This is a genomic window from Acinetobacter sp. CIP A162 (assembly GCF_000367905.1).
Taxonomy (GTDB): Bacteria; Pseudomonadota; Gammaproteobacteria; order Pseudomonadales; family Moraxellaceae; genus Acinetobacter; species Acinetobacter lwoffii.
The window spans coordinates 599,329-619,134 of the sequence record NZ_KB849158.1 but is presented as its reverse complement, the minus strand read 5'-3'; the positions used below and the strand labels follow the sequence as shown (position 1 = coordinate 619,134).

15 protein-coding genes, 8 tRNA genes and 1 pseudogene are annotated in these 19,806 nt (G+C 45.0%); 17 read left to right on the top strand and 7 right to left on the bottom strand.

Annotated elements, in window-relative coordinates:
• Together F995_RS05675 and F995_RS05670 are read right to left on the bottom strand one after the other, a co-directional pair.
• Positions 1-1,128, bottom strand: a complete 1,128-nt coding sequence (locus F995_RS05675) for an efflux RND transporter periplasmic adaptor subunit (RefSeq protein WP_004645844.1) — start codon at positions 1,126-1,128, stop codon at positions 1-3.
• Positions 1,129-1,179: 51 nt separating this feature from the next.
• Positions 1,180-1,827 carry a hypothetical protein gene (locus F995_RS05670; protein WP_004645843.1) on the bottom strand — a complete coding sequence of 216 codons (648 nt, stop codon included), beginning with the start codon at positions 1,825-1,827 and terminating at the stop codon, positions 1,180-1,182.
• Positions 1,828-2,113: 286 nt separating this feature from the next.
• Between F995_RS05670 and pilG the strand changes: the two genes are divergently transcribed.
• The 6 genes from pilG to F995_RS05640 all read left to right on the top strand — a co-directional run bounded on the left by pilG (position 2,114) and on the right by F995_RS05640 (position 10,633).
• Complete coding sequence (gene pilG / locus F995_RS05665; RefSeq protein ID WP_004280711.1) at positions 2,114-2,497, top strand: twitching motility response regulator PilG; 384 nt, start codon at positions 2,114-2,116, stop codon at positions 2,495-2,497.
• A 25-nt stretch (positions 2,498-2,522) separates the two neighbouring features.
• Complete coding sequence (locus F995_RS05660; RefSeq protein ID WP_004280710.1) at positions 2,523-2,891, top strand: response regulator; 369 nt, start codon at positions 2,523-2,525, stop codon at positions 2,889-2,891.
• 5 nt (positions 2,892-2,896) lie between these two features.
• Complete coding sequence (locus tag F995_RS05655) at positions 2,897-3,433, top strand: chemotaxis protein CheW (RefSeq protein ID WP_004280709.1); 537 nt, start codon at positions 2,897-2,899, stop codon at positions 3,431-3,433.
• Between the two features lie 46 nt (positions 3,434-3,479).
• Positions 3,480-5,552 carry a methyl-accepting chemotaxis protein gene (locus F995_RS05650; RefSeq protein WP_004645841.1) on the top strand — a complete coding sequence of 691 codons (2,073 nt, stop codon included), beginning with the start codon at positions 3,480-3,482 and terminating at the stop codon, positions 5,550-5,552.
• Positions 5,553-5,719: 167 nt separating this feature from the next.
• Complete coding sequence (locus F995_RS05645; protein ID WP_004645840.1) at positions 5,720-10,171, top strand: hybrid sensor histidine kinase/response regulator; 4,452 nt, start codon at positions 5,720-5,722, stop codon at positions 10,169-10,171.
• A 3-nt stretch (positions 10,172-10,174) separates the two neighbouring features.
• A complete protein-coding gene (locus F995_RS05640; RefSeq protein ID WP_004645839.1) occupies positions 10,175-10,633 on the top strand; it encodes a hypothetical protein in 459 nt (152 codons plus the stop codon).
• Positions 10,634-10,697: 64 nt separating this feature from the next.
• On the opposite strand, the gene dapE is transcribed toward F995_RS05640, so the two are convergent.
• The 3 genes from dapE to F995_RS05625 all read right to left on the bottom strand — a co-directional run bounded on the left by dapE (position 10,698) and on the right by F995_RS05625 (position 13,096).
• Complete coding sequence (gene dapE / locus F995_RS05635; protein WP_004645838.1) at positions 10,698-11,834, bottom strand: succinyl-diaminopimelate desuccinylase; 1,137 nt, start codon at positions 11,832-11,834, stop codon at positions 10,698-10,700.
• 121 nt (positions 11,835-11,955) lie between these two features.
• A complete protein-coding gene (locus F995_RS05630; RefSeq protein ID WP_004280704.1) occupies positions 11,956-12,108 on the bottom strand; it encodes an entericidin A/B family lipoprotein in 153 nt (50 codons plus the stop codon).
• 112 nt (positions 12,109-12,220) lie between these two features.
• Positions 12,221-13,096 carry a DUF1853 family protein gene (locus F995_RS05625; protein ID WP_004645836.1) on the bottom strand — a complete coding sequence of 292 codons (876 nt, stop codon included), beginning with the start codon at positions 13,094-13,096 and terminating at the stop codon, positions 12,221-12,223.
• Between the two features lie 87 nt (positions 13,097-13,183).
• Between F995_RS05625 and F995_RS05620 the strand changes: the two are divergent.
• The 11 genes and pseudogenes from F995_RS05620 to F995_RS05570 form a co-directional block, all read left to right on the top strand.
• Positions 13,184-13,537: pseudogene (locus tag F995_RS05620) on the top strand (YbaN family protein); the annotation flags it as partial.
• Positions 13,538-13,662: 125 nt separating this feature from the next.
• The gene (gene elsL / locus F995_RS05615; RefSeq protein ID WP_004645834.1) at positions 13,663-14,196 is read left to right on the top strand and encodes a cell wall-recycling L,D-carboxypeptidase ElsL; all 534 of its coding nucleotides are present in this window, start codon (positions 13,663-13,665) and stop codon (positions 14,194-14,196) included.
• A 493-nt stretch (positions 14,197-14,689) separates the two neighbouring features.
• Positions 14,690-14,765 (top strand) — tRNA-Val (locus tag F995_RS05610).
• Positions 14,766-14,793: 28 nt separating this feature from the next.
• Positions 14,794-14,870, top strand: a tRNA-Asp gene (locus F995_RS05605).
• A 48-nt stretch (positions 14,871-14,918) separates the two neighbouring features.
• Positions 14,919-14,995: transfer RNA gene (locus tag F995_RS05600), tRNA-Asp, on the top strand.
• A 21-nt stretch (positions 14,996-15,016) separates the two neighbouring features.
• Positions 15,017-15,092, top strand: a tRNA-Val gene (locus F995_RS05595).
• A gap of 14 nt (positions 15,093-15,106) precedes the next feature.
• A tRNA-Asp gene (locus tag F995_RS05590) sits at positions 15,107-15,183 on the top strand.
• A 69-nt stretch (positions 15,184-15,252) separates the two neighbouring features.
• Positions 15,253-15,328: transfer RNA gene (locus tag F995_RS05585), tRNA-Val, on the top strand.
• Between the two features lie 12 nt (positions 15,329-15,340).
• Positions 15,341-15,417: transfer RNA gene (locus tag F995_RS05580), tRNA-Asp, on the top strand.
• A gap of 105 nt (positions 15,418-15,522) precedes the next feature.
• A tRNA-Val gene (locus tag F995_RS05575) sits at positions 15,523-15,598 on the top strand.
• A gap of 72 nt (positions 15,599-15,670) precedes the next feature.
• Complete coding sequence (locus F995_RS05570; protein ID WP_004645832.1) at positions 15,671-16,132, top strand: DUF2750 domain-containing protein; 462 nt, start codon at positions 15,671-15,673, stop codon at positions 16,130-16,132.
• A 25-nt stretch (positions 16,133-16,157) separates the two neighbouring features.
• Here F995_RS05570 and F995_RS05565 read toward each other — a convergent pair whose 3' ends face one another.
• Together F995_RS05565 and F995_RS05560 are read right to left on the bottom strand one after the other, a co-directional pair.
• On the bottom strand, positions 16,158-16,952 hold the full coding sequence (locus tag F995_RS05565) for a YdcF family protein (RefSeq protein WP_004645831.1): 795 nt from the start codon (positions 16,950-16,952) through the stop codon (positions 16,158-16,160).
• Positions 16,953-17,050: 98 nt separating this feature from the next.
• The gene (locus tag F995_RS05560; RefSeq protein WP_176580848.1) at positions 17,051-19,672 is read right to left on the bottom strand and encodes a PepSY domain-containing protein; all 2,622 of its coding nucleotides are present in this window, start codon (positions 19,670-19,672) and stop codon (positions 17,051-17,053) included.
• Positions 19,673-19,806: the final 134 nt, after the last annotated feature.

The following is a 19,806-nucleotide window of genomic DNA, read 5'->3' as shown; positions in this document are numbered from 1 at the left end:
TTAGTTGGCGCGAAGGGTGACAGTTTTTTGCAGATCGGATTCGCTAAACTTAACCCGGCTGACCTGATCGCCATTTTCCAGTCCTTGAACCACGGCAATGTTGTCGCTATAACGCTGTTCTAGAACCTGAACATTGACCTTGATAATTTTATTCTGGCGAATCACCCAGACATAGGGTTTGCTCTGGATATCCTGGACAGTATCTAATGGAATCAGCTGGCCAGAGATCTGTTGTGAACTCAGAATGTTGCCTTCGACAAAGGAGCCAATGCTAAGTGAGGGAATTGTTTCATTTGGCGTGGCAAAGAATTCGATCTGGCGACTGGCCTGATCTGCGATCGGGGAAATCCGGCTAATTACGGCAGTGAGCCGATTTGGGTTCCCTTGAATAGTGTATTCGACCTGACTGCCCAGTTTTAAACCTGATTGCAGATCACTGGGTACGCGTGCCTGAATTTCCAGTCGTTTTGGATCAACGATTTCAAACAGGGTTTGTCCAATCGCCACGGTTTGGCCGGGTTCAACCTGACGCTGGGTAATCACGCCACTGATCGGGCTGGTCATGGTGCCATCGCGATCTGCTTTCTGGGCAATATCGACATTGGCTTGCTGGGCGCGGACATTTTCAAGCTGGGCCTGATAATCGACCTGACTTTGTTCATATTCTACTTTTGAAATAAACCCCTGATCGAGCAGACGCTTTTTACGCTGCATCATGTTGTGCGCCTGATTGGCTTGCGCTTGAGTTGAGGCCAGATTCGCACGCGCCTGTGCCAGACGAGCTGCATTGTCCTGATTATTCAGGCGTACCAGCACTTGTCCCTTGGCAACTGTTTGACCTACCTGTGCGTTTACGCTGGTGGCAGTAGCAGAGACCTGTGACTGTATGCTGCTTTGATTGACTGCACGAATGGTGCCGGTGAATGCGGTTTTTTGAACTGAATTGCCAGATTGAACTGCAACTAGATCTTGAGGAATGACTTCAATGGATTTGGCTGTTTCGGTTTGCTGTACGGGTTCATTTTTATCACAAGCCACTAAAAACATATTTAAGCAAAGTGCACTCATGATCAGGATAGAGCGCGGGGAAGGCATATTTAAATCATGAGAATGCGGTGCAGTTTGCATATGAGTCCTTTTAGCTGGCTATGGATCAAAACCACGGCTAGCTATTTGTATTTATTCAAGTGCTTTTAAACGGGCGATAATTTTGTCGTATTCTGCTTCCAGATTTCGATAGCGACTTTGTAAAGATTGAATATTTTCTTTCTGGGAAGCGAGATTTTTCTGGTTATTGTCTAATGTTGTTTTCAGCTGTGCCGGTGGGGTTTTACCTTTACGTAAATATTCACGTTCCTGACGCACAAACATGACCCGATCTTTTTGCAGTTGCTTCATTTGTTCTTGCTGAAAATCAATCTGTTTTTTTAACTGGACCAGGCTGTCATTCTTTTTCTGTAAAGCGGTCTGGCTATTGTTATAAGCACGCTTGAGTTTATGATCTTCGGCAATTCGCTGCGCCTGTTGGGCACGTTGTGGCGCTTGCCTGATATCCGCTTCGGCATTATAAGGACGGGCACGCTTAATCACCTGCATATTCTGGTCAAGTGCTTCATAACCATAACGGATATGATTTGGCGTGACATTAGTACTGATATTGGCCACACCCTTGCTGTCATAATAACGATACCAAGTGGCTTTTTGCGGGAGTTGGTTACTACTCGCACACGTTAAGCTCACCTGTAACAGTAGCAGCACAACAACAATGAATTGACCAGTCATTTTATTTTTATCAATGACAGCAAGTTTTCTTAAAAACTGACTCATCATTGGCTCCCCGAATTTAAAGTTGACTAAATTACTTATTTTAAAGTAATAATCTTGTTATATTAGACTTAAATTTATCAATAAAAAACTACCGTTAGTCAAAAAAAAACCAATAACGATAAGAAAATGTGAAGCTGTTATTAAAAATAAATGATTTTGTCTACTTGTGTAGAAAATGTTCATTGATAATACAAGTGACTTTATGTTAAAAATGTTTATCGATCGTAATAAAATAATCCTATGAGCCTTATGGCATATAGTTTCTAAAATGGGAAGGGTTAAACAAATGGACGATAAATTCCAAAATCTAAAAATTATGGTTATTGATGACTCAAAGACCATTCGTCGTACTGCGGAAACTCTTCTTCAACGCGAAGGTTATGAGGTCATTACTGCAGTAGACGGTTTTGAGGCTTTGTCAAAAATTGCCGAAGCAAATCCAGATATCGTTTTTGTAGATATTATGATGCCGCGCCTGGATGGTTATCAAACCTGCGCCTTAATCAAAAACTCTCAGAATTACCAGAATATTCCTGTGATTATGCTATCGAGTAAAGATGGCTTATTTGATCAGGCCAAAGGTCGTGTCGTGGGTTCAGATGAATACCTGACTAAACCTTTTAGTAAAGATGAATTGCTCAATGCAATCCGTAACCATATTAGTGCTTAATATTTGATTTTTTTGGGGAATTGGCATGGCACGTATCCTAATTGTGGATGACTCACCGACAGAAACTTTTCGCTTTAGAGAGATTCTTTCTAAACACGGCTTTGAGGTGATTGAAGCAGCCAATGGCGCAGATGGCGTCACCATGGCACAGGCAGAATTGCCGGACCTAGTCCTGATGGATGTGGTTATGCCGGGCGTGAATGGTTTTCAGGCGACCCGCCAGATTGCACGTGGTGCAACGACCAAACATATTCCAATCGTGATTGTGAGTACTAAGGATCAGGCCACTGACCGTGTATGGGGCAAGCGTCAAGGCGCAGCGGATTATCTAACAAAACCAGTCGATGAAAAACAATTAATAGATGTAATTAAGCAGCACCTCAATGCAGGATAAGCTCTATGGCAGCAAATGGATTTATCGAATTGCTTCGCATTGCGAAACGGGGGAATAAAAACTACGTTTCCAATGGCAATGAAGTTAACCGATGGTCGGGCATTGCTTTTGAGATGATGGGGCAATATTTTGTTGCCCCGCTGGGGGAAGTATCAGAAGTGATTTATCCCCCAGAATATACGCCGGTACCCAAGACACAAGCATGGGTGTTGGGTCTGGCGAATATCCGGGGAAGACTGTTATCGGTTTCTGATCTGACGCAGTATGTATCAGGGCAGAGCAGTCAATTTTCACCGACTCAAAAAGTATTATGCATCAACCATAATGACCAGTATGTGGGTTTGGTCGTAGATCAAGTTTTGGGTATACAACATTTCAATAAGAAAAGTTTCTTTTCGAAGAAATCTGAATTGGATAAAAACTTACAAGAATATTGTCAGGGGTTTTTCCATCAGCACAACCAGCAGTGGCATGTGTTTTTATTCAGTCGTCTGTTGCAAAATCCAAAATTTATGAACGCATCTATAAAATTTATAAATTAAATGTCGCGCTCGAAACTAAGCAAGGCGTCAACCGGGGAGAGGCTGCATGGGCTTTAAACTTAAAAAGAAAAATACAGGTGAGAGCACTGGCCGCAAAGGCGGTAATGCTTTTTTAGCTAAGATTCAAACGCAAGTAGATCAGTTATCACGTGTCTTCGGTGATAGTGAGAAATCAAAACCGCTGATCTATGGAGCAGCAGGCTGTCTTTTAGCCGCACTGATCACTTTATTGTATCTTTTTTATAGTGTTCCACGTACCAATGAACTCACTCAAAGTCTGGGTGATTTGCGTCTCCTCTCGCAAACGATTTCGCGCCAAGCGACTGAAGCGACAGCTTCGGGTACGCCTGAGGCCATGAAGAACCTGACTGATTCGCAAAAAGCTTTTGCTGAAAACCTTGAGACAGTTAAAAGTATTCACTCTAACAATGATGCGTTGCAAGCTGTTGATAAACAGTGGACAGAAGTATCCAGCAGTATTGATCTGATTACCTCGCAACAAAAAATTATTAACCAGTTATACGACACCAACATCGCGATTGGTGAAGCGATTCCAGGGATTCAGGCGGAATATAACTTGATGGTCGACCAGATGGCACGTCAAGATATGCCATCGAACCAGGTGGTTATTGCCAAAAACCAGGTATTCATTGCAGAACGTATCTTACGTTCAATCAGTTTGGTACTGACAGGTAATGATGGTTCACGTGAATCTGCGGATGACTTCAGTGCCGATACCGAAACTTTTGGTTCTTATCTGAATGCACAGTTAAATGGTTCTGCTGAACTGGGTGTACAGCGTATTGATGATCCAACTCTGCGTGAATCTCTGGAAGGTATCAAGGCTGAATATGATGACGTACTCGAGTCTGCATCAGCGATTATTCTGAAAAACTCTACACAGATCGTAAAAGTTCGTCAGGCAGCCGCATCTATTTTTTCTCAATCTGATGTGCTTTTGGATAACCTGAATAAATTATCGGGTAACTCAGGTCTTAAAACGGTTGTTCCGGCAGTCCTGCTAATCGCATTATTAGTCGGTTTCTTGCTGTGTGTATTCAAGTTGCTTTCTCTGCGTGGTTTGTCGGATAAGCAGCGTGTAGGCCGTTTACAAGAAGAATATGACCGTAACCAGAATGCGATTTTACGTTTACTGGATGAGATCGCCGATCTTGCAGATGGTGACTTGCGTTCATATGCAACAGTATCTGAAGACTTTACCGGTGCGATTGCCGACTCGATTAACTTTGCGATCGACCAGTTACGTGATCTGGTATCGCGTATTACTGAAACTTCTCAAGAAGTTGCGCAATATACTGCAACTACACAAAGCATTACCAACCAGTTAGCTGAAGCATCTGAGCATCAGGCACAAGAAATTGCTGGTGCTTCTGCAGCGATTAACGAAATGGCACTGTCGATTGACCAGGTATCTGCCAACGCCGATGAATCAGCGGTGGTAGCAGAGCGTTCAGTACAAATTGCTGCAAACGGTGCGGATGTCGTACATCGCTCAATTGAGGGTATGGACACGATTCGTGAACAGATTCAGGAAACTTCAAAACGTATTAAACGTTTGGGTGAATCTTCTCAGGAAATTGGTAACATCGTAGCCTTGATTAACGATATTGCTGACCAGACGAACATCCTGGCATTAAACGCAGCAATTCAGGCATCGATGGCCGGTGAAGCAGGTCGTGGTTTCGCGGTCGTAGCCGATGAAGTACAGCGTCTTGCGGAACGTTCAGCTTCTGCAACGAAGCAGATTGAAGGCCTGGTAAAAACCATTCAAACGGATACGAACGAAGCCGTTATTTCGATGGAACAAACTACATCGGAAGTTGTACGTGGTGCGAACTTGTCTAAAGATGCCGGTGTAGCACTAGATGAGATTCAAACAGTATCGAACAACCTTGCGAAACTGATTGCGAACATTTCTGATGCTGCGAAACTGCAGTCAGCATCTGCAGGTCATATTGCGACCACGATGAATGTCGTACAGGAAATTACCTCGCAAACCACCAGTGCAACCTTCGATACAGCACGTTCAGTATCTGAACTGGCAAACATGGCCGATGCATTACGTGAATCTGTATCTGACTTTAAACTACCAGAATAAAGTCAGACATGATGGGGAAATGTGTCTTGACCGCGGTTGAGACACATTCAGAAAATACAGATAAAGCCTCGACAAGATGTACTTAACTTCATACGTTAGGTATCGCGTGACGGTCACAATTAAGTTTGAGCGCCCTTCTTGGCGGCATAACGTAAGAAGCATGAGCTATGAAAGAAATATTAAAAAATTTAGTTGAAACGACAACGCTTCCTGAAGATAGTTATCTTGACCAAGATGCAGAAATTCTTGAAATTTTTGTTGAGGAAATCGAAGAGATCTTCGTTGAGTTAAATGCTTTATTTCCAGAATGGTTGACTAATCCAGATCATCAAGAAAATCTGAAGACCATTCGCCGCCATTTTCACACCCTGAAAGGTTCAGGCCGCATGGTCGGGGCAAAATCGGCAGGGGAAATGGCCTGGGCGGTTGAAGATACCTTAAACCGGGTTTTGTCCGGTTCGATTCAGCTAACACCGACGGTGCAAAAATTTGCCCAAGCGGTACTGAATGTCTATCAATATGCTTTATATCCAAAATTCAAACATGTACAGCAATTGGATCTCGACCTGCGTCCAATGGTGCTGTTGGGACAACAATTACAACAACAAATTTCGCCTGAGCCTGCATTGGAAGAATTACTGGCATTGGCAGTTCATTTGACTGCTGAAGGTCAGATGACAGGTCTTGAGCTTGCAGACAATGAGCCAAGTGAAGCTGAGCTAACAGTAGCGCCAGTAGAAGTACCGGTTCGCAGTGATATCGAAGAAACTGTGGCGATCTTTATTGAAGAAGCAGAAGAGCATCTGGAAACGATTGCCACCTTCCTTCGCACTGAAGATGAAAAATCACAAGATTATAATGCGCTAATTCGTGCGATTCATACCTTGCGCGGCAGTTCATCCATGGCGCAGATTGACCAGATTTTTGAGGCCAGCTCTAAAGTAGAGCATCTGTTCAAAACCCTGCTGCAAGATGAAATTGTCTCAACCTCAAAAGAAACTGCTTTACTGATTCAGTATGCCGAGTTTGTCAGTGACTATCTGCATTTGCTACGTCAGGGCAACACTGCAAAACTGGATGCGGTATATGCCACCTTTGAGCGTGTCTGGAATGATTATGGCTTTGCAGTTACTGAAACCAATAGTATTCAGACGCAAGGCTTGGTGTCCAAACTGGTTGAGCTGGATATTGATCTGTTATTGGATGCCGAGTTTGAATTTGATAAACGCGCCCAAGTCGATTATCCGGAATATATTCAGGCACTCAGCCAGCAGGCTGCGGAATTGCTGGCACATACAGAAAGCCGGGCAGCGCAGGGAATTCATGAATTCACTGCCGATCTGAAATCGGCTTATGATGCGCTGCTTGAAAAGCCAGTGCTGCTAAACAGCGATTATGCTTATGAACTGTTCGCACAGGCGCATCAGGAATTTATTCATTTATTTGATACCTTGGCCGCAGGACAGCGCGTCATTCTGAATGATGAAATTCAAAAAATACTCAGTGAACTGTCTGCATTTGTGCAGCAGGATCTGGAAATATTTGCTGAAGATAATACCAATCAGAATGTTGAGCTAAGCTCAGAGGCCACACAGGTGGCTGAAACTGTCGCGACTGGCAGTGTCGATTTTGCTGGCTTGAGCCAACGCATCGCTGCGGATCGTCAGCAGCAGCAAAGTGCTGAAACCAACCGTGATTTTGATGAAGAATTACTAAGTATCTTCCTGGAAGAAGCGGATGAATTGCTGGCAGGCATTGATGAAGATCTAAATACCTGGAGCAAAAAACAGGATGATACGACCTCACTGAACAATCTGATGCGTCATTTGCATACCTTAAAAGGTGGTGCAAACATGATCGCAGCATCGCATATCGGTTTGATTGCGCATGAACTAGAAAGTATTTATGAGCGGGTGATCCGTCAGCAAATTGCCGTGACACCTGCTTTAATCCAGATTATCCGTCTGGTACAGGACAACGTTTCCGATCGTATTCAATCTATTCGGGAAGACGGTATTGATTATCCTGCACCAGAAGCGATTGCGATTCTGCAAAATATTCAGGCGCTGGTTTCTGGACAAGCTGTTGCTGCTGTGGAGAGCGCGAACACTGTAGCTAAAGTTGTAGAGGTCGAAGCGACATCAATTCCTGAACCGCAACTTGAAGAGTCAGCAACGACTGAACAGCCTGCAACTGATCTGGCTGAAGCTGAAGAATTACTGGAAATCTCTGAGTCTTCTGAGGCTATTGAAGACACACCAGTAGAACGTTCTGAAGAAGACGAACTGAAATCCATTGTTGAAGAGTCTTTCCTGGAAGAATCCGAAGAGATTCTGGCGAATGCCGAGAAGCTCCTCAATCAATGGTTTGATCAGCGTAGTGACCGTAGTTTATTGCTGCAATTACAGCGTGCCGCCCATAGTATCAAGGGTGGCGCACGTATGATTGATGTTGAAGAAGTGGCCAGTATTGCCTATGAGCTGGAAACGACTTTCGAACAGTTTGCGGTCTATCAATTTAACTCGAATGCCTATGATGGCTTATTGCAGAAAACGCTGGTCTGGTTAAGACAGGCGATTTTCCAGCGCGACTATAGCGGCTTTGAGCCGCTGCACAGCAGTCTGAAAAAGATTGCTTATGTGGACGTTACTGCGCAATTGCCTGAGCGTCTGGCGAAAACAGATAATCTTGTAGTCAGCACAGACTTCGGCTTTGTTGAAGGTGATGGTACTGAACCGCCACAGATGATGGGTGAATGGGCGAATAGCGGTACCAGCGATAGTAATAACGAGATGATCCGTATCTCTGCTGATCTGGTCGAGAAGATGATTGACCTGTCCGGTGAGAACTCGATTAACCGTTCGCGTATCGAGATGGACCTGGGTCAGCTAGGCAATACCTTGAACGAGATGGAATTGGCGATCAAACGTCTTGCTGATCAGTTACGTCGAATGGAAGGCGAGCTGGAATCACAGATTATTGCCAAACACGGTTCAGAGAACTCGCGCTATGCTGACTTTGACCCGCTGGAAATGGACCAGTATTCGTCGCTCAACCAGCTGTCTAAATCACTGGCAGAATCTGCATCAGATTTGGTCGACTTCAAGAGTACACTGGCCGACAAGATTCGCGAAACTGAAGGTCTGTTATTGCAACAATCCCGTATTCAGGCCGAGATTCAGGAAAGCCTGATGCGTACCCGTCTGGTTCCATTTGATCGGATGTTGCCGCGTTTACAGCGTATCGTGCGTCAAACCTCGACCACCTTGAACCGTCCTGCAGAACTGATCGTACAGAATACCGAAGGTGAACTGGATCGTAACATTCTCGAGCGTCTGGTCACCCCATTTGAGCATATGCTGCGTAACGCGATTGACCATGGTCTGGAAGATACTGCAGATCGTATCGCACTGAACAAGCCGGAAGTCGGTTCTATTGTCTTGAACATCAGCCGTCAGGGAACCGATGTAATCGTGTCCTTTAGTGATGATGGTAAGGGGATTGATGCAGAGAAGATTCGTGAAAAAGCCCTGAGTCTGGATCTGATCAAAGCGGATCAAGCCATCGATCAGGAAGAAATCCTGCAATTTATCTTCCATCCTGGTTTCAGTACCGCGAAAGCAGTGACCCAGATTTCTGGTCGTGGTGTCGGTCTGGACGTGGTACAAAGCGAGATCAAATCACTGGGCGGTCATGTGTCAGTGAGCTCGGAACTGGGCAAGGGCACGGTCTTTACGATCCGCGTTCCGACCACCGTAGCGGTCAGCGATGCCTTGATGGTGAAAGTGGGCGATCAGCAATATGCGATTTCACTGGCGCAGATTGACCGAATTGTACGTATTGCGCCGACTACATTGGAAAGTTATTTCAACAGTAAAGATGACTATTTCAAGATCGATGGCGAAAATTACAAATTGCGCTATCTGTCTGAGTTTGTGGGCAACCAGCCGATTCCACGTCTGAATAATGTTGGGCATTCATTGCCGGTGCTGTTGATCAAAGGAAATAGTGGTCAGACCATTGCCTTACTGGTCGATCAGCTGGTCGGTTCACGAGCGCAGATTGTAGTAAAACCGATTGGACAGCAGTTTGCCAACGTCGGGGTGGTGGCCGGTGCCACGATTCTGGGTGATGGTCAGGTCTGTCTGATTCTCGATGGACAGAATGTTGCCCGCCAGATTCAGGCGACACAGCGTGTCAAACAGCTGAATGATCAGCGTGATGGTTCGCGTAATTCCAATGCACGTCGTCTGGTAATGATTGTCGATGACTCGGTAACTGTACGTAAAGTGACGTCGCGTCTGCTTGAACGTCAAGGCTATGATATTGTGACTGCCAAAGATGGTGTGGATGCGATCGAGCAGCTTGAAAACGTCAGACCGGATCTGATGTTGCTGGATATCGAAATGCCGCGCATGGACGGTTTCGAAGTGACCAATCTGGTTCGTCACCATGATATTCACCGTGACTTGCCGATTATCATGATTACCTCACGTACCGGTGAGAAGCATCGTGAACGTGCATTCAGCTTGGGCGTAACGCACTATATGGGTAAACCGTTCCAGGAAGCGGAGCTGCTGGCCAATATCCAGCAACTGATTGCTGAAAAACAGGGGTAATATATGAGTCAGACCAATTCGAACAGCAAAATGGCTGATCAGATTAGCCAGCAGGAACTTCAGCATCTGATTACGGTATCGACCGGATTTATTGATGCCTATATTATTGACTGTCATGGCAAAGATCCGATGCTATTGCCACAAAATATTGTCCTGTCAGCACTGGATAGCAATACGCAGGTTAAGACAGTGGAGTGGCATGAAGCACAATTGCCAGTTTATGCAGTGAATGATCCTTTACGTCAAAATGGAGTGGCACTGGTGATTGAGGGTGATGAAATCACTCAGCGCTTTGCCTTGATGTGCAATGAAATGCCGAAAACCATCCGGATTCGTATTTCCGAAGTGGTCGATGTCGATCAGCCCGTGAATGATCCTGCCATCTTTCAATATGTGCGTATGAACGAACAGCTTTTCCATATTCCGAATATGACGAATATTCAGGCTTCAATCGGACTGTAATCCAAACTATAAAATATAAAAAGGAACTCCATGGAGTTCCTTTTTTATTGTGTTATGAATTTACTTAATTGGCAAGTAAATTCACGAGAATCTGTTCATAAATTTCAGCCAATGGCTCTAAGTCTGCGATATCGACATGTTCATTGATCTGATGAATCGTGGCATTTAACACCCCAAGTTCCAGCACTTGTGCACCTGTAGGCGCAATAAAGCGACCATCTGAGGTGCCACCCGAAGTGGATAGTTCGGTTTCAGTCCCTGTCACATTCAGAATGGCGGTTTTAGCTGCATTTACCAGGTCACCGACCGGGGTCAGGAAAGGCAGGCCAGATAAAGTCCAGGAAACATCATAGTCCACACCATGACGATCCAGAATTTCCAGTGTACGGGATTTAAGTTCTTCGGCAGTCACTTCAGTTGAATAACGCCAGTTGCACAATAGGTTCATGGTGCCGGGAACAACATTGGTTGCGCCTGTACCTGCATTGATATTGGAAATCTGGAAGGTCGTCGCCGGGAAATATTCGTTGCCATGATCCCAGACTGTGTCGCACAGTTCAGCAATCGCTTTAGAGGCGCTATGAATCGGATTCACGGCCAGATGCGGATAAGCCACATGACCCTGTTTGCCTTTGACTGTGAGATTGGCATTCAAAGACCCACGACGGCCATTTTTAACAATATCACCTAGTTTGTTAGTGCTTGAAGGTTCACCAACCAGACACCACGTGATTTTCTCATTACGTGCTTCCAGTGTTTCAATCACTTTCACCGTGCCATTAATCGACGGACCTTCTTCATCTGAAGTAATCAGGTAGGCAATTGAACCTTTATGATTCGGATATTTTTCAACAAAACGTTCTGTTGCGACTACCATGGCTGCCAAAGCCGTCTTCATATCGGCACTGCCACGACCATAAAGTTTGCCTTCACGGATTTCAGGTAAGAAAGGATCTGAGTTCCAGGCATCCAGATTCCCCGTTGGCACGACATCGGTATGGCCAGCAAAACAGAAGACCGGACCTTCTGTGCCTTTGCGTGCCCAGATATTATCTACATCTTCAAAGCGCATGGATTCAATATTGAAGCCAATCTTCTTTAAACGTTCAGCCATGATGTTCTGGCAGTCATGATCAATCGGTGTGACAGAAGGCTGACGTAATAGTTGCAGGCTTAAATCGAGGGTAGCGGAAGAGCTCATACGGTATTCAACAGTCGATAATTTTTTCGGTTCTATAATAGGCGAATATAGGCTTGAATGTGAACGACTGATATAAAAAAACCCTATCTGGGATAGGGTTCTGTGAGCGTTTAGGAAAAAACTAGTTTTGACGGATTTCGTCAGAGGTTTTTTCAGCAGTATTGGTTACCGCATCGCCAGCCTTAGACACATCTTTGCCCATGCCTTTTACGGTGTTACAGCCAGTCAATACAAAAGCCATCATTAATGAAGCAGCAAGAATTTTTTTCATCATCATCTCCGTATAATCAATAATAAAATTATTATGATGTGGGACTTAGAGTAGAAAATATACGCTCTAAAAAATATGTGGTTTTCATAGTGCTTCGGTTAATAAATGTAATGCTTTATAGGGGCTTATGCGATGGATGCTGGATCAGCACCGGATTGCGATACATATAAAAGTCATTGCTATCGACCTTTTTATAGAGGCCATCCGTCCACCAGATCGCAGCTGAACTGCTCGGCCGGGCTTGCGGATAAATCCATTCATGTCGTTGCAGACGATAGAAACCGTGCTGTGCAGCAGGAATATGCTGTCCCCATAAGCCCAGACGACGCTCGGTATTGATCCATGAGGGAATTGGTTGATCAGCATGATGTGTAGGCAAATATAGCTGTCCCTTGAGGACGCAATACCGTTTTTGAATGGGATGCTGCAAAGCCTCATCAAACTGGAATTGTTTTTGTGTGAAATGTTTCATTTTTCTGATTAAAGTATCGGTGCGGTTCAGGCCATACCAATGCGGCAGACTAAAATCGGCTTCGGCCAGATAATACTTCAATGCCACTTCCCAATGTTCAATTTGTCCTGTAGCAGTATTCAATAGCAGAAAATCCAGCTCACCCAAGGTCTTGGCACCCTCAATTTTTTGCAGACTATGGCCAAGCAGTCGATAGGGGTGATAAGCATCATCGAGTAACCAGAACCAGACCAGCATTTCAAAACGCAGCCCTAAACGCGTGCTTTTTAGTTGCTGCACAAATTCGATTAATTCTTCTGGGTGCTGATCAAGAAATTCCAAGCGTGGATGATAACGGCTAAGATGTTGCTGCCAGGTTTGGCTGTCATGCAGTTCAAAACGATGTATGAGCTCAAGTTCATCTGGAACATGGGACAAGATATTCGGACTGCCAACAGCAAATGCCAGTTGACGCACCAGAGGATGTTGATAACGTTGCCATGCTTCTACAAGATTTTGGTTTAAATTGGAAAAGGGCATAGTACAACCTGTGAAAAGTGCAGAAATACAACGGACAGTATCGGAAAACGCTTTATACTACCTGAATTCTGCGGCTAGGGTTGATGTATGAAAGTGTTGTTTTGGCGAAGTCTGGTGGTGCTGTTTGTGATCCTGGGCTTTATCGGTGCAATCCTGCCGGGTATGCCAACAACGGTCTTTTTGATTCTGGCCGCCTGGGCCTCATCCAAAGGCTGGCCACAAATGGATGACTGGTTATTGAATCATCCCAAATATGGTCCGACCTTAAGAGATTGGCGTGCCCACGGTACTGTACCGCGTAAGGCCAAATGGCTGGCCAGTATCATGATGCTGATCAGCGGGATCATCATGCTGTTTACTACTGCACCCTTGGCCGTAAAAGCCTTTACCAATATTACGATGCTGATCGTCGCGATCTGGTTATGGCGACGCCCTGAACCGAATCAGATCCTTATTCAGCAAAATACAGTTGACCCAGAAAAGACAGATCTACCAACAGCGCCATCTGAAGATAATCAGTTAAACCCTATAAAGCCAAATAAAATAGAGTCTGAGAATAACAAGTCATGAATACCTTGCATCTGGATCAAGCCGATATCCTGATTGATCTTGCCCAACAAAAACTGTATCTGCCCCGTCTAAACAAGCAATATCTGATTTCCAGTGGCAAAAATGGCATTGGTGAAACTGAAAATAGTGGCAAGACTCCTCGTGGCTGGCACAAGATTGCTGAAAAGTTTGGTCAGAATGCTCCCTTAAATAGTGTATTTGTCGCACGTCAGGCGACGGGTGAAATTTATAATCCCCAATTGGCGGCAGAATTCCCGCAGCGGGACTGGATCCTGACGCGCATTTTATGGCTGAGTGGCCTTGAAGCGGGTTTTAATCAAGGCGAGGGCTGCGATACCTATCAGCGTTATATCTATATTCATGGCACCCCAGAAACCGAAAACATGGGAGAGCCGCTGTCGCACGGCTGTATCCGTATGCGTAATCCGGAAGTCGCTGAATTATTTGACCTGATCAGTGAAGATGCACTGGTCTATATTTCAGAACAGGCATTAGATCTGGGCAGGCTGAATGTTTCGAAAAGCGAATAAAAGTTAGATTTTAAGATTATGTGAAAATGGTTTTGTTTTTATGGACTGAATCTGCTTGGTGGAGACAGCAGAAAAGATTGATTAATCTGATCCAGATGGTATTTTTATCGCATGGAATGGGTTAAATGATTATTTGAAGTTTAGATTTACTGGCATTTTCTGAATAAAAATAAATGACAGTTGAAAGATTACATGAACACAACGTCGAGTATTTTAAAGCTTTGTATAATCCTTAATCAGAATTGGAATATGTCGTGTGGTTAGACTGAAACTTCGCAGGGTAAAACACAAAATTTCGCTTCAATTTTCATTTTGAAAATTAAAAAATTTCGGTAGAGACTTAAAAAATAAACAAAAAGTGTTGTTTTTTTTAACAAACAACCTATTTTTTAATCACTCACACCTAAAAAGTGGAAAACATTCCGAAAAGCGTTTGACAGGCTGTGCAGATTCTCTATAATGCACCCATCAAACGATGATAGACGTTTAGAAAGGGCGCTTAGCTCAGTTGGTAGAGCGTCTGCCTTACAAGCAGAATGTCGGCGGTTCGATCCCGTCAGCGCCCACCAAGCTCTTTCATGTTGAGACCTTATAGTTGCAGCGGTAGTTCAGTTGGTTAGAATACCGGCCTGTCACGCCGGGGGTCGCGGGTTCGAGCCCCGTCCGCTGCGCCACTTTAAGATCTTGATTTTCGTTTGCCACAATAGCGACATTGTGTAAATGCAGCGGTAGTTCAGTTGGTTAGAATATCGGCCTGTCACGCCGAGGGTCGCGGGTTCGAGCCCCGTCCGCTGCGCCATTTATACGATAGACCTTTTGAGGGCGCTTAGCTCAGTTGGTAGAGCGTCTGCCTTACAAGCAGAATGTCGGCGGTTCGATCCCGTCAGCGCCCACCAGATTCTTTTGCGATGCAGCGGTAGTTCAGTTGGTTAGAATACCGGCCTGTCACGCCGGGGGTCGCGGGTTCGAGCCCCGTCCGCTGCGCCATTTCAAAAGAAATTAAATTGAGGTCCCTGAGCCTGAATTTAATAAACTAAAGATTGACACTCTTTATCAGGGCGCTTAGCTCAGTTGGTAGAGCGTCTGCCTTACAAGCAGAATGTCGGCGGTTCGATCCCGTCAGCGCCCACCAGATTCTTACGATGCAGCGGTAGTTCAGTTGGTTAGAATACCGGCCTGTCACGCCGGGGGTCGCGGGTTCGAGCCCCGTCCGCTGCGCCATCTTAAGATGAAAAGCTTGGATTCCTGAGATCTGAGTTTTCAAGATACCAAGACTATATTCCTTGTTGGTCTTGCGTCATTTAAAACAACGTTGTTGTTTTCTCAGGGCGCTTAGCTCAGTTGGTAGAGCGTCTGCCTTACAAGCAGAATGTCGGCGGTTCGATCCCGTCAGCGCCCACCATATCTTCTTGCTTCAACTCTATTTATTCCTTAGAATCTGATTGTATTATAATAATATTAAGATTTCACGACCATGAGAAATCCCTATCAGCGCAAAGCCGCGACCAAATCCCAAAAAACTGCTTTCGATCCTCAACAGCTTTATAAGCAATATATTGAAGCCATTGTTGCTAATGCTGGCATTTTTGCACTCTATCAGGATGGGTGGGCCTTATGTGCCACGCCGACCGGACAACGCGCATTTGCCTGTTGGCAAAGTAAAGGTCTGGCTCGACTGTTGATTAAAGACAATTGGGAAAATTACGAGATTCAGGAAATTGGTCTCAAGGATTTTGTAGAGAAAGTCATTCCCTTTTTACGTCAGGAAAGTACCATTGTTTCGCTTGACCTGACCCCGGAAGGGCAGAATATTCTGGTGGCACCGGAAAAATTATTACTTGATATTAAAAATTATCTGTATCAGATCTATGTACAAAAGCCGGAACTGTTTAAAAATCCGGATATGCCTTTGCCTAGGCAGATCCGTTTAAATTAAATTTATTGTTTTTAAAACAGCTTGTTTATTGGAACAATGAATATTCATTCAGTAGCCAGCCACTTATCAAAGCAAAATATTCGCGTAACCAGGAATTATAGCGAACATTCTGGGGTGTGCTGGCACTCAGGCTGATGACTTGTTGATAACCCTGATGTCTGGCAATGGCACGGGCACGAGGGCTATGAAAATCGCTAGTGACAATCGCAATGGGCTCATTTCGATCAATATGTTGCTGTTTTAGGATTGCCTGAGAATATTGCAGGTTCTGTTGGGTACTTCTGCTTTGATCTTCTAAGCTAATGGGGTTTTTGAGCTGCGGATAGTTCGTGTAGATATAACTTTGCATGACTTCAGCTTCGCTCTGTCTCTCCCGGAAATTTCGTCCACCGGTCATAATGATTAAAGTATTTGGATATCGTTCTGCATATTTTGCTGCGGTATCCAGACGATTTTTTAAGATGGGTGAGGGCTGACCCTGATTAATGCCACTGCCTAATACTAAAATCGCTGCAGCAGGTCGTGCCGGAATATTCGGGTTGATTGACATCTGGATATAAACAAAGAAAGCCGCGACACTGATTATCCAGAATAAAAATCCGCCCCAGAGACTGTTCCAGAACAAGGTTCTAAATCGGGAATTCTGTTTCCAGCGCTGAATAGATGAAAAAAATAAGGCGTACAGGATGAGTGCCACCCCAATGAAGATCGACAGGGCAATAGCAAAATGCCTCTGACCTTGGCTCAGTAACCAGACGCTATTGATACATAGGATCAAGCCAAAGATCAGGCTAAGACTTCGTTTAAGTTGATTGAGCATCCAGGGTTCCTTTTTTCTTATTCATATTCTTATTATTGCTTTTGCATCTTCAATAAAAACCGGGCCATTAAGCCCGGTTTTTAGCATATCAGGTTATCTTAATATACATCACGGCGATAACGTCCATCCAGACGTAATTGATCTAGCATTGTTTCACCGAGAATCTCGGTCAGGGCCTGATCCACATCGCTGGCCATACCATTGATGCTACCACAAACATAAATCACCGCACCTTGTGCAATCCAGGCTTTTAGTTCTTCAGCCTGTTCACGCAGTTTATGGTGTACATAGACTTTTTCCTGTTGGTCGCGAGAGAATGCAAGATCGAGACGCTTCAGGGTTCCCATTTGCAGCCAGGCCTGAATAGTTTCTTCAAAGAAGAAGTCATGTTCACGCTGACGTTCACCGAAAATCAGCCAGTTCTGGCTATAGTCCTGACGGTTACGCGCACTGAGCAGACTTAATAGTCCAGCAATACCGGTACCATTACCAATACAGATAATTGGGCGGTTGTCATCAATCAGGTGGAAAGATTCATTGTTGCGAATACGCAGTGCAATGGGCGCATTGAGAGCCGCATGCTGGGTCAGCCAGCCTGAACCCAGACCGAGATTACCATTCGTGTCGGTTTGCTGACGTACCACCAGACGTAAAACTTGCTGACTTGGAATACTGGCAATCGAGTATTCACGTGTTGCCAAAGTCGGTAATTGCGTGAGGAGCTGATCCAGAGAATCAAAAGGTTCAGCCTGAGTCAGATCACGATCCCAGAGGGCCTGTTCAATATTCTGTTGCATAGAAGGTACTTGTGTACCGGCTGTAATCTGGTGCTTTTGCATAAATGCATGAATATGTTCTGGGCTATTCCCTGGTTGAACCTCTGCAATATCACCTGCTTGCCAGACGGCTTCATGCTCAGGGGTCAGTTCGATATTGAAGGCAGGCGCACCCAGACTACCCGGATTGAGGACTTCACGTTTACTCAAACTCCAGTGATCAAAGGTCTTATCGATACTCATCGCTTGTAGCTCAAGTCGAGTGACTTGTGCCAGTGCAGTATTCCATTGCTGGATATGCTCGTTATTGGCATTGTCGACTTCAATTGTATTGAATAGCTGCTGGGCACCATTCTGTTTTAACCACTGATCAATACGGTGACCAAAACTGCAATAGCTGTCTGGATATTCCTGAGAACCTAAGGCCAATACAGCATAACTTAAATGACTGAGATCAGCTTGAGCAGACAGGATTTTTTTCTCAAAAGAAGAAGCCAGATCCGGTGCTTCGCCCGTGCCATAGGTACTGGCAACAAATAATACCTGTTCAGTTTGCTGTAAATCGGCAAGCGTCAGCTGTTGTACCGGCTTGACGGTTACCGGTTGACGCGCTTCCTGCAGGGCAGTTGCTGTACGCCAAGCCAGCTGCTCAGAAACCCCTGTTTGTGACGCATACGCGATGAGCCACGGTTTGGAATTTTCATCTAGGTTTACTAAAGTCGCACCCTGACGTGCTGCCAGCGTTAAGCGTTTCTGTTTGCGACGTTTCAGATAGAGCATCCAGCCGGTTACGAAGAATAACGGCATCAACAAGGCTGCGACCATGGCAAAGAACTGGTAGATCGGGCCGAAGAAGCTGCCACGATGTACCGGTAACATGCTACTCATGATCTTTTCATTGAACTTTTTGTCTTCATACAGCTCGACTTCGGTAAATTCAGCTGTCCGGTAATTATAAGTGGCACTGTTTCGTGCACGTTCATGTTGAGCGATCGGATCGACGAAGTTCAGTTGCATTTCGCCATCCGGTTTTTTCGGAAGGTTAAACGTTACGGTAGAATACTTATCTGAAAATTCATTGTTAAAGCCAATCCAGCTCTGCTCTAATGCACGGACAGTAGCTTCAGGGCTGAGACCTTCACGGCCTTCACCACCAGCACCGCGTTCGCCACCTTGGCCTCGTACTTCACCTTCGGCACGCGGACCACGTTCACCGCCTGGACGTCCTTCACCACGGTTATTGCCGGCATTGGCCTGCATTTCCGGTTGCGGGCGTTCCACACCCAGCACTTTAAACATGCCATTGCGCCACCAGTCATAAGACCAGTACAGACCGGTACAGGCCAGAATCAGGTAGAAAATCACCACCCAGGTTCCCACAACAGCGTGCAGATCCCAGATAAAATTACGGCCTTTCAGTTGAGGTTTTACAAAGAACCATTGCTTGATCGAATGACGTTTCGGCCAGCGCAGGTACAGACCTGACAAGACAAAAAAGATCAGCATCAGGGTACAGGCACCGGTAATCTGCTTACCCACCGGACCAACCGTCAAATTACGATGCAGTTGCTGAACAAACTGGAAAAATTCCCGACCCTTAATCTCTGGCAAGACTTCCGCAGTATACGGGTTGATCATAATGTTCTGGCCACGCCGTGCGCCTTCTTTGGCAACATTCACGGTACTCGAAGCACTTGGATCTTGTACTACGGTAATACTGTTGATCTTCATGTCAGGCGCAGTACGGTTAAAGTGCTGATACAGCTCGGCAGGCGTGAGTTTGTCACGTTGCTGAACCTGAACCGTATAACTGTCGCTATTCATCCATTTTAATATTTGTTGTTCATAGGAATAGATTGCGCCAGTGACCCCCATTATCGAGAGGATTAAACCTGCTGTAATCCCCAGAAACCAGTGGATTTGGAAAAATGTCTTTTTAAACATGGTCGTCAGATTAAGGGTGAGATCTATAAAAGTGGCAAAATTATAACTGAAGTTTAAACCTGAATTATAGATGTTGAGGATAATATTTATTCTCATTATCATTTATTATTTTAAGATTAAAAAAAACCTCCATG